Below are 8,653 nucleotides of genomic sequence, written 5' to 3' on the forward strand. Positions count from 1 at the left end.
GGCGAGCAGGACGGCGGCGGAGCGGGGCCCCGGCACGGGCGGGCGGGGCCCCGCCCGAGCGGTCAGGCGGAGGGCGTGGCGTCCAGCACGACGCGCCGCAGGTCCTCGGCGGTGGCCACCGGGTGCAGGTCCCGGACGGTGAGGTGGCCGTAGTCCGTCGCCGAGTAGCTGCCGGAGCCGTGCACGAGGATGTCGGTCTCGGGCACCAGCCCCCGGTCGACGGCGTTGAGCAGGCCCGTCATCGCCATCACCAGGGACCACTCGCGCAGCGCGGTGGGGTTCGCGGGCAGCCGCACGCCGGCTTCCCCGAGCAGCGAGCGCACCTGCCCGTAGCGGCCGAGGCACTCCGCGAGCGAGACGACGATGCCGCCGCCGCCCTGGGTGCGGATGAGTTCGTTCATCCGGGGCGAGGTGGGCGGGTTGCGGGTGTAGAAGGTCGGGTCGAGGGTCTCCCCCGGATCGAAGGTCTGCGCGGGGTACCGCGGGTCGGCGCTCTGCGTGAACAGTCCCGTCTCCGCGTCGTAGGAGTACGCCGGGAGGTTCCCGGTGTCGGTGGAGCCCTCGTTGTACAGGCTGAGCACCATGTCGGGAGCGCCCAGGTGCTGCACCAGGAAGTAGTGCGGCGGCAGGGTCCGGGAGCGGACGTCCGCGGGGAGCCGGCTGCGGCCGTGGGCGTGGCCGAGCAGCCCGTAGGCGCTGGAGACCGAGTGCACGTGCAGCCGGGCCTCGCCGGGCGCCGAGGGGAACAGGTCGGCCTCGGCCAGCGCCCTGACCACGTCCGCCGCCAGGTAGTTCTCCAGCTGGAGGGTGTACCAGAGGTTGGTCTCGCACTCCTTCTCCAGAGCGCTCCGGTGTTCGTCGACCAGCCCGAGGGCGATGGCCTTCACGGTGCCGGGTTCCTCGCCCCCGTACACCGCGATCGGGTTGCGCGCCCGCAGCCCGGGGTCGGTGAACAGCTCGGAGCTGCGCAGCTTGGCCACCGCCCCCTCGGGGACCACCGTGATGACGTTGAGCCGGTCGGCGTCCACCAGGCCGGTCCGGACGGCCCGGAGCACCGCGTCGCGCATGGCGATGGCCTTGTTGGCGGAGGACGGCGTGACGATGGTGACCCGCCGGCCGGTGTCCTGGACGAAGCGGACCGCCCTGGCCACGATGACCAGCGAGGCGAAGGTCTTGGTCGTCATGGTGGCCGGGTTGCGCGTGAGGTCGAGCAGCGCGAGGTTCCGGCCCCGGTACGACGGCATGGCCGCGTGGCCGAGGCCGGAGACCGCGAGGTACTCGCGCATGGCCTCGGTGAGTTCGGGCAGTTCGACGCCCGGCGTGAAACCTTCGGCGTCGGCCTTCTCCGGGCCGCCCAGGAGGTCCCGCAGGACTGAACGGATCTCTTCGTAGTACCGGACGAGAGCATTGTCGAGAATCACTTTTCCTGCCTCTTTCCACCGGAGATCGAATCCGCCCGCGCGCCTGCACGGTCGTGCTCGCGCAGGTCGGTGACGGCCGTCAGGGAAACCGAGAAAGTGGGCCGCGACCCTGGTCATGACGAAAGGCAAACCCAGTGCACACAACATCGACACACCGCGCCGATCGCGGCCCCCCGGGCACCGCGTGGAACCCGGCGAATTCCAGGACCGAAAGCGGGTCGGACTCTTCCGTCGGCTCGACCCCACCCGTTGAGCCTTCGCGTCCGCGAAACCTCTCAACCCCGGATGATTCGGTGAAATTTTGTGCGGACGGGTGATACGGCAGCTGCTTGTCGAGAGTATTGATTCATTGACCGTCCCCGGTCAACGACCCTTCGGTGTGACGCGGGTTACACCGCGTCCATTTCGCTATGACATTGCCCCCCGTTCACCCCTCTTGCGGGACAAACGCCCATCTGTGGAGCAATTTCGTCGGATCCGAACCGCACCTGGCGTACGGGATTCCGGGGAGCCGGAGCAGCCCGGGTGAAATTGCCGCCCTTTGGGGGCTGTTCGTCCGGATGTCCGAGAATTCACGGTCCACCTGGACACGAACTGTCCTGTGGACTCTTTCCGCGACGACCTCGCCGATGATCCGGCCCGGCCCTTCGGGACCCGGCCGGCGGAGCCGCCGAGCGCCGCCTCCGCCGGGTCGCCGAACGGCGGAACTCCCGTCGCGGCCCCGCCGGATGACACGTCGCCCGCCGCGCCCCGCCCTGCGCCGCGCCGATACCGCGCCGATCACGACGAAGGGCGCCCTCCCCGAAGGGAGGACGCCCGGACTCGCCTCGACCAGGTGGGCCACCAGGGGCTCGAACCCTGAACCTACGGATTAAAAGTCCGCAGCTCTGCCAATTGAGCTAGTGGCCCGCGGTCCCGGCGCGCCCGGATGCCCGGGCGGAAGGACCACGGCGATCCTACCCGGTGGGGCCCAGGGCTCCGCCAGTGGATTGCGCGGGCGTGCCGGGCTCGTGGAGCGGGACTTGAGGCGGGGTGTAGTGAACGGCGCGGACCCGGCGGAGCCAGGCCTCGACGGGGCGCTGGTCGGGGGCGGTGGGAAGGACACCTCGGCCGGCCAGCCGGTCGGCGGCGTCGGCGAGCAGGCCCTCCGCGAGGGCGGGGCGGTCGGCGATGCGTTCGCCGAGTTCGCGGATGCGTTCGGTGTCGGGCAGCCGGATCAGGTTGCGGCCGGTCTCGTGCAGGCGGACGGCCTGCTCGACCAGCCGGACCAGGTGCCGGGCGTGCTTGGCGGCCCGGCGGCGGGCGGCCGGGTCGGCGGTGTCGCGGGTCAGCAGCTTGCGGAACTGCTGGTCGGCGTAGCCGAGGTAGGCCTTCCGCACGGCCGGCGCGCTGAGGAAGGCCGCGCGCAGGCCGACCAGTTCGTCGCCGAGCGGGGTGCGGACCTCGTACAGCTCGTCCGGCAGCCAGACCAGTTCGGAGGCGGTCGGGTTGCAACCCAGCGCCAGCCGGCACCACTTGGCGGCCTCGTGCAGGGTGACGTCGGGCGCGGTGGTGACCTGGGACTCGGCCGGGCGGTGCAGGCCGTGCAACTCCTCGGTGGGGGTGGCGAACAGGCCCAGCCGGTCGAGGTCGGAGCCGGCGTGGGCGAAGCCGTACGCGGTGGAGCCGACGATGCCCGAGAGCAGCACCGTGCCGGGAACGGAGGCGACGCCGGGAACGGAGGCGACGCCGGGAACGGCGGTCGTGGTGGACATCGGCGGACTCCTCTCGGACGGACGGGCGGGCACCGCATCCTCGTCCGGGCATCCTCGCCGAGCGGGCCCCGCCGGGCGAGCGAATTCCGGTCCGGGCCGCCCGGCCGCCGGGTAGCGTACGGTCCATGTCGACCACTCCCACCGACGAGGTCCTGATCGTCACCGGCGCCGGCCGCGGCATCGGAGCCGCCACCGCCCTGCTGGCCGCCCGCCGCGGCTACCGGGTCTGCGTCAACTACCGTACGGACGAGGCCTCGGCGACCGCCGTGGTGGACGCCATCCGGGCCGACGGCGGCACCGCCCTCGCGGTCCGCGCCGACGTCACCCGCACCGCCGAGGTGGAGCGGCTGTTCACCACCGTGGACGACGAGCTCGGCCCGCTCACCGGGCTGGTGAACAACGCCGGCACGCTGGAGAAGCAGTGCCGGCTGGAGGAGATCGACGAGGACCGGCTGACCCGGATCTGGGCCGCCAACATCACCGGCCCGTTCCTGTGCGCGGCCCAGGCCGTCCGCCGGATGTCCACCCGGCACGGCGGGCGGGGCGGCGCCATCGTCAACGTCGGCTCGGCCGCCTCCCGGATCGGCTCGCCGAACGAGTACGTCGACTACGCGGCCGCCAAGGGCGCGGTGGACTCGATGACCCGCGGCCTCGCCCTGGAGGTCGCCGCCGAGGGCATCCGGGTCAACGCGGTGCGGCCGGGGCTGATCCACACCGACATCCACGCGCTCGGCGGCGAGCCCGGCCGGGTCGACCGGGTCGCGCCCGGCCTGCCGATGGGGCGCGGCGGGCAGCCGGAGGAGGTCGCCGAGGCGATCCTCTTCCTGCTCTCCCCGGCGGCCTCGTACACCACCGGGGCGTTCCTGGAGGTCTCGGGCGGGCGCTGAGCAGCCGGTCGCCCACCGGCGGGGGCCGGTTTCGGACGGTGTCCTCCCGCCGGGCCGCCGACGTCGCACTCCTCCTTCCTCCCGCCCGCGCCCGCCCGTACCGTGGTGGCCATGACCGACGCCTTCATCGACATCCCCGGTGTGCGCAACTTCCGTGACGCGGGCGGGATCGGCGCCCTCCGCCGGGGCGTGCTGTACCGCTCCGGGTCCTTCCACACCCTCACCGAGGAGGGCGCCCGGCGGCTCAAGGCCCTCGGCCTGCGGACGGTCTTCGACCTGCGCAGCGCGTACGAGCTGGAGGCCTGGCCGGACCAGCGGCACTGCCTCGACCACGAGACCCTCGGTCTGCCGACCCTTCCCCCCCACCCCGAGGACGCCGACCGGCCCTGGCCCGAGGACCAGGCCGCCCTCTACCCCTTCATGGCCTCGACGGCCGGCCCCTCGCTCGCCGCCGTCGTCCGCCGCCTCGCCGCTCCGGACGCGCTGGCCGCCGTCGTCCACTGCGCCGTCGGCAAGGACCGCACCGGGCTCACCATCGCCGTCCTCCAGTCCCTGCTGGGCGCCTCCGAGGCCGAGATCACCGCCGACTTCCTGCTCTCCAACATCGGCCTCGGCCTCGACAAGGGCCCCACCCCGTACCTCGACGAGACCGGCACCGAGCGCCTCTCCCGCCCGGTCGACGCCGAGCTCCTGGTCTCCTCCCTGGCCTGGATCCACGACCACCACGGCACGATCCCCGGCTACCTCCGCCACCACGGCACGACGGACGCCGAACTCGACGCCGCCCGCGCCAACCTCGCGGACTGACGGGCCTTCAGCCCTCCCGGCGCTCGAAGCGCCACCACTGGGCCGGGGCGTCGACGTCCTCGCTCTGGTGGACGTCGGCCTCCGGGGTGTCGCCCGCCGTCAGGGGCTTGCCGCTGATGAAGCTGGTGACCGTGTAGGTGCCCGGGGCGTCCACGTGGGCCTCCAGCAGCCACTCCTGGGCACCGAAGGCGTTGGCCGACCACTGCTGGATCCGGACGCCGTCGTCCGTCGAGGCGCCGGTGACGTCCAGGCGCTTGCCGCTGCCGGCGTTCTCGATGTGGAACAGCGCGCCGCCCGGGTGGACGGCGGCGAGGCGCCAGAGCTGGGCGTCACTGCCGTCGTCCGCGCCGAGGACGATCCGGGCACCGCTGCGCCGGGAGGCTTCGGCGACCTGAAGCAGCAGGCCGCTCCCGACGTTGCGGACCAGGTAGCTGCCGTCGGTGATCTCGGAGTCCGTCACGGTCGAAGTCTGCCACCGGGCACCGACAGGGGCCCGCGTACGGCCCGGGCGGGCCGGGGCGCGGAGGAGTTTCCGCCGGACCGGCTCCGCCCCCTATGCTGCGGCGAATGTCCACCGAGCAGATACCGTCGCACCGTCAACAGCCCACCTTCTCCGAAGCCGTGGCCGCCCTGGAGGCCGTGGTCGCGGCCGGGGACGACGAGCAGTTCGGGCCCGCCCTCGGGCTGGTCGGCGGGCTGTTCGGCACGGCCGACCCGGCGGAGCAGGCAGCGGCCGGGCCCCGGCTGGCCGCCCTGCTGCCGGACGCCCCGCCGTTCCCCCGGGCGCACCTGGCCATGGTGGTGGGCGCCTGCGTGGAGCACGGCGCCGACCCGGTCGCCTGCTCCGGCCCGGTGCTGGCCGGACTGCGCGGGGCGCTGACCGGCGCGCAGCTGCTGGTGCGGCGCTGGGTCTCCACCGGCGGCGGCCCGCTGCCCGGCGCGGAGGAGGACGATCCGGCCGAGGCGCACGAGCGGATCGCCGACCCGGCGCACCTGGACGAGTGGCACGCCCACCTGGCCGTGGTCGCCTGGTGGACGCTGCACCTGTGGCAGCAGGCGGCCTGGGCGGTGTACGCGCACCCGGAGGTCCGGGCCGAGGCCCGCGCCTCGGGCGTGACCGAGGTGATCCTGGAGCTGTTCGACCGCTACCAGGGCGAGCAGCACGACTTCAAGGGCCTGGTCCACCTGGCGCTGATGCTGGACGACGAGCCGCTGCTGGTGCTCGACCGCCCCACCGGCACCGGCTACCTGCTGCGGATGAGCGGCCTGAGCGACACCTTCCAGCTGCACACCCTGCTCGCCGACGTGCTGATCGGCGGCGGCCACCTGCCCGGCACCCCGCAGGACCGGGAGGTGGTGGCACTGGCCCGGACGGCGTTCCTGGACGGCCGCCGGGTGGTCGCCACCGGCGCCTTCAACCTGGTCGCGCCGGACGGCTCCTGGGTGTGGAACGAGGGGACGCCGAGCGACATCCCGGTGGTGGACGGCGTGCGCACCCTGGTCCTGGAGCCGCTGCCGTACGAGCGGAGCTGGTCGGCCGGGCGGTTCATCCAGGAGGTCCCGGGCGACCTGCGGCTGGAGCGGGTGCTCGACCCGGCGGAGGCCGCCCGCCGGCTGGCCGCCACGGTGCCGGGGCAGACGCCCGCGGAGGCGTTCCGGTAGGAGGCCCGGCGGCGCTCCGGCGGACGGCGCTGTCGGCGCTGCCGGTGCTCCGGAGGGAGGTCCCGGCGGCCCCGTTCGTTCACCGGGTTATGGTCGGAAAACGACACAGCCCCCACGAGTGGAGTCGACGATGGCGAAGGTCCCGAACGTTTTCACGGCCGCCGCGCCCGCCGCGCTGACCGCGGCGAGCGGTCTGGTCGGCGGTTACGGCGTCGCCCGGTGGAGCGGCCGGCGCGAACTGGGCGGCGCGGTGCTGGCGGTGGCCGGTGCCGGGGCCGCCGCGCAGTGGCGCCGCAGCGCGGGCGCGGGCACCGCGGCGGCGCTGACCGGCCTGTACGTGGCGGCCTTCGGCGGCTCGCACCCGCTGGCGAAGCGGATCGGCGCCTGGCCGTCCGTCTTCGCCGTCACCGGCGTGGTCGCGGCGGCCTCCACGGCCGCCACGGCGCTCGCCGCCCGCCGGAAGTAGCCGGCTGCCGAACGGTCACCCCGCGGTGAACCGGGCCTCGAAGGCGGCCCGGTTCGCCGAGACCGGCGAGCGGTCCCAGACCGCGAACACCACCTGATCGAAGGCGGCCCCGTACCGGGCCAGCGCCCCCTCGAAGGCCTCGGCGACCTGCGCCGGGTCGTTGCGGAACACCCCGCAGCCCCAGGCCCCGAGCACCAGCGCGCGCACCTCGTGCCGGGCGGCCGCCGCGAGCACCCGCACGGCCCGCTCGGCGAGCACGCCCCGGACGTCCGCACCGGCCGAACGCCGTTCCAGCTGCCCGGCGTTGGGCGCGGGCGAGGTCAGGAAGGTGACGGGGTACGGCTGCGCCAGCAGTTCTCCGCGCCCGTCCCGGATCACCGGCACCGCCGGCGAGACGATCACCCGGTGGCTGTACCGGAGGTCGGTGGAGGCCCGGTGCGCCTCGTAGTAGTCCGGCGCCTCCCGCAGGCAGCTGTACAGCAGCGCGCTGCGGCACAGGTCCTCCTCCTGGGCGCGGGCGCCGCGCAGGTAGCCGCCGCCGGGGTTGCGCGCGGAGGCGAAGTTCAGCACCCCGACCGGCCCCGCCCCGGCCCCGACCAGTCGGCGGGCGGCCTGGATGCTGCCCTCGGCCGTCACCTCGATCCGTCCGGCCGCCGGCCCCGGCCCGCGGTCGCCCGCCGCCAGCAGCGCGTCCAGCCCCTCCGGCGCGTAGGACACCGTGCCGGCCCGCGCCGCCCCCAACTCCTCCCCCACCTGCACGAGTTCGCCCCCGGCCGTCCGGTAGCTCCCCCGCTCGGCGATCTCCTCGTTCACTCGCGCCACATCGTGCAGTCTGCTGCTCATGGCCGCGACGCTACGGGACCGCGGCGCCCGCGCGCCACAGGTTATTCTCACTCCCAGAACAACGCCCCGGGGGGGCCGGCGCGGGGGAACGCGAGGCTGCCGGGGAAACGCGAAGGGCCCGCTCCGGGGGACGGAGCGGGCCCTTCGTACGTTCAGCCGGGCCGGCGGTCGACTACCGCCGGTGCGGCGTCAGTTCTTCCAGCGCGGCTTGCGGTCGTCGCGGTCGAAACCGCCCGGGCGACGGTCCTCGCGGTCACGGCCGGCACCGAAGCCGCCGCGGTCACGGTTGAAGCCACCGCGGTCGGACTGCGGACGGCCGCCGGAGCGGTGGTCGTCGCGGCGCGCGAACGGACGGCTGCTGCCGCCGCGCTCGTCGCGGTCACGGCCGAAGGCCGGACGGTCGCCGAAGGAACGGGCCGGACGGTCGCCGAAGGAGCGGCCGCCGCGGTCGTCGCGGTCACGGTTGAAGCCGCCGCCACGGTTGTCACGGTCACCGAAGGAACGGCCACCGCGGTCGTCACGGTCACGGTTGAAGCCGCCGCCACGGTTGTCACGGTCACCGAAGGAACGGCCGCCGCGGTCGTCACGGTTGAAGCCGCCGGAACGGCCGCCGCGGTCGTCACGGTCACGGTTGAAGCCGCCGCCACGGTTGTCACGGTCACCGAAGCCACCGGAACGGCCACCGCGGTCGTCACGGTTGAAGCCGCCGGAACGGGCACCGCGGTCGTCGCGGTCACGGTTGAAGCCGCCGCCACGGTTGTCACGGTCACCGAAGGAACGGCCACCGCGGTCGTCACGGTCACGGTTGAAGCC

Annotated in this window: 7 protein-coding genes, 1 tRNA gene and 2 pseudogenes; 4 read left to right on the top strand and 6 right to left on the bottom strand. The window is 74.2% G+C overall.

Annotated elements, in window-relative coordinates; translation table 11 throughout:
- Window positions 1-62: 62 nt before the first annotated feature.
- The 3 genes from ACFVGO_RS30310 to ACFVGO_RS30320 all read right to left on the bottom strand — a co-directional run bounded on the left by ACFVGO_RS30310 (window position 63) and on the right by ACFVGO_RS30320 (window position 3,175).
- Window positions 63-1,421, bottom strand: a complete 1,359-nt coding sequence (locus tag ACFVGO_RS30310; protein ID WP_380357957.1) for a DUF6002 family protein — start codon at window positions 1,419-1,421, stop codon at window positions 63-65.
- A gap of 836 nt (window positions 1,422-2,257) precedes the next feature.
- A tRNA-Lys gene (locus tag ACFVGO_RS30315) sits at window positions 2,258-2,330 on the bottom strand.
- Window positions 2,331-2,377: 47 nt separating this feature from the next.
- A complete protein-coding gene (locus ACFVGO_RS30320; protein ID WP_380635189.1) occupies window positions 2,378-3,175 on the bottom strand; it encodes a DNA polymerase beta superfamily protein in 798 nt (265 codons plus the stop codon).
- Between the two features lie 125 nt (window positions 3,176-3,300).
- Between ACFVGO_RS30320 and ACFVGO_RS30325 the strand changes: the two genes are divergently transcribed.
- Window positions 3,301-4,062: an SDR family oxidoreductase gene (locus ACFVGO_RS30325; protein ID WP_359897944.1), complete on the top strand. Its 762-nt coding sequence runs from the start codon at window positions 3,301-3,303 to the stop codon at window positions 4,060-4,062.
- A gap of 111 nt (window positions 4,063-4,173) precedes the next feature.
- Window positions 4,174-4,869: a tyrosine-protein phosphatase gene (locus ACFVGO_RS30330; RefSeq protein ID WP_359897945.1), complete on the top strand. Its 696-nt coding sequence runs from the start codon at window positions 4,174-4,176 to the stop codon at window positions 4,867-4,869.
- A gap of 7 nt (window positions 4,870-4,876) precedes the next feature.
- Here the strand turns inward: ACFVGO_RS30330 and ACFVGO_RS30335 are convergent.
- Window positions 4,877-5,335, bottom strand: a pseudogene (locus ACFVGO_RS30335) (RICIN domain-containing protein); the annotation flags it as partial.
- A 101-nt stretch (window positions 5,336-5,436) separates the two neighbouring features.
- Between ACFVGO_RS30335 and ACFVGO_RS30340 the strand changes: the two are divergent.
- Both ACFVGO_RS30340 and ACFVGO_RS30345 read left to right on the top strand, forming a co-directional pair.
- On the top strand, window positions 5,437-6,531 hold the full coding sequence (locus ACFVGO_RS30340) for a hypothetical protein (RefSeq protein WP_359897946.1): 1,095 nt from the start codon (window positions 5,437-5,439) through the stop codon (window positions 6,529-6,531).
- 130 nt (window positions 6,532-6,661) lie between these two features.
- Window positions 6,662-6,997, top strand: a complete 336-nt coding sequence (locus tag ACFVGO_RS30345; RefSeq protein ID WP_359897948.1) for a hypothetical protein — start codon at window positions 6,662-6,664, stop codon at window positions 6,995-6,997.
- A gap of 15 nt (window positions 6,998-7,012) precedes the next feature.
- Here the strand turns inward: ACFVGO_RS30345 and ACFVGO_RS30350 are convergent, their stop codons facing one another.
- On the bottom strand, window positions 7,013-7,840 hold the full coding sequence (locus ACFVGO_RS30350; RefSeq protein WP_359897949.1) for a TIGR02452 family protein: 828 nt from the start codon (window positions 7,838-7,840) through the stop codon (window positions 7,013-7,015).
- 189 nt (window positions 7,841-8,029) lie between these two features.
- Window positions 8,030-8,653, bottom strand: a pseudogene (locus tag ACFVGO_RS30355) (RNA helicase); the annotation flags it as partial.

The organism is Kitasatospora sp. NPDC057738, assembly GCF_042798815.1.
Taxonomy (GTDB): Bacteria; Actinomycetota; Actinomycetes; order Streptomycetales; family Streptomycetaceae; genus Kitasatospora; species Kitasatospora lactacystinica.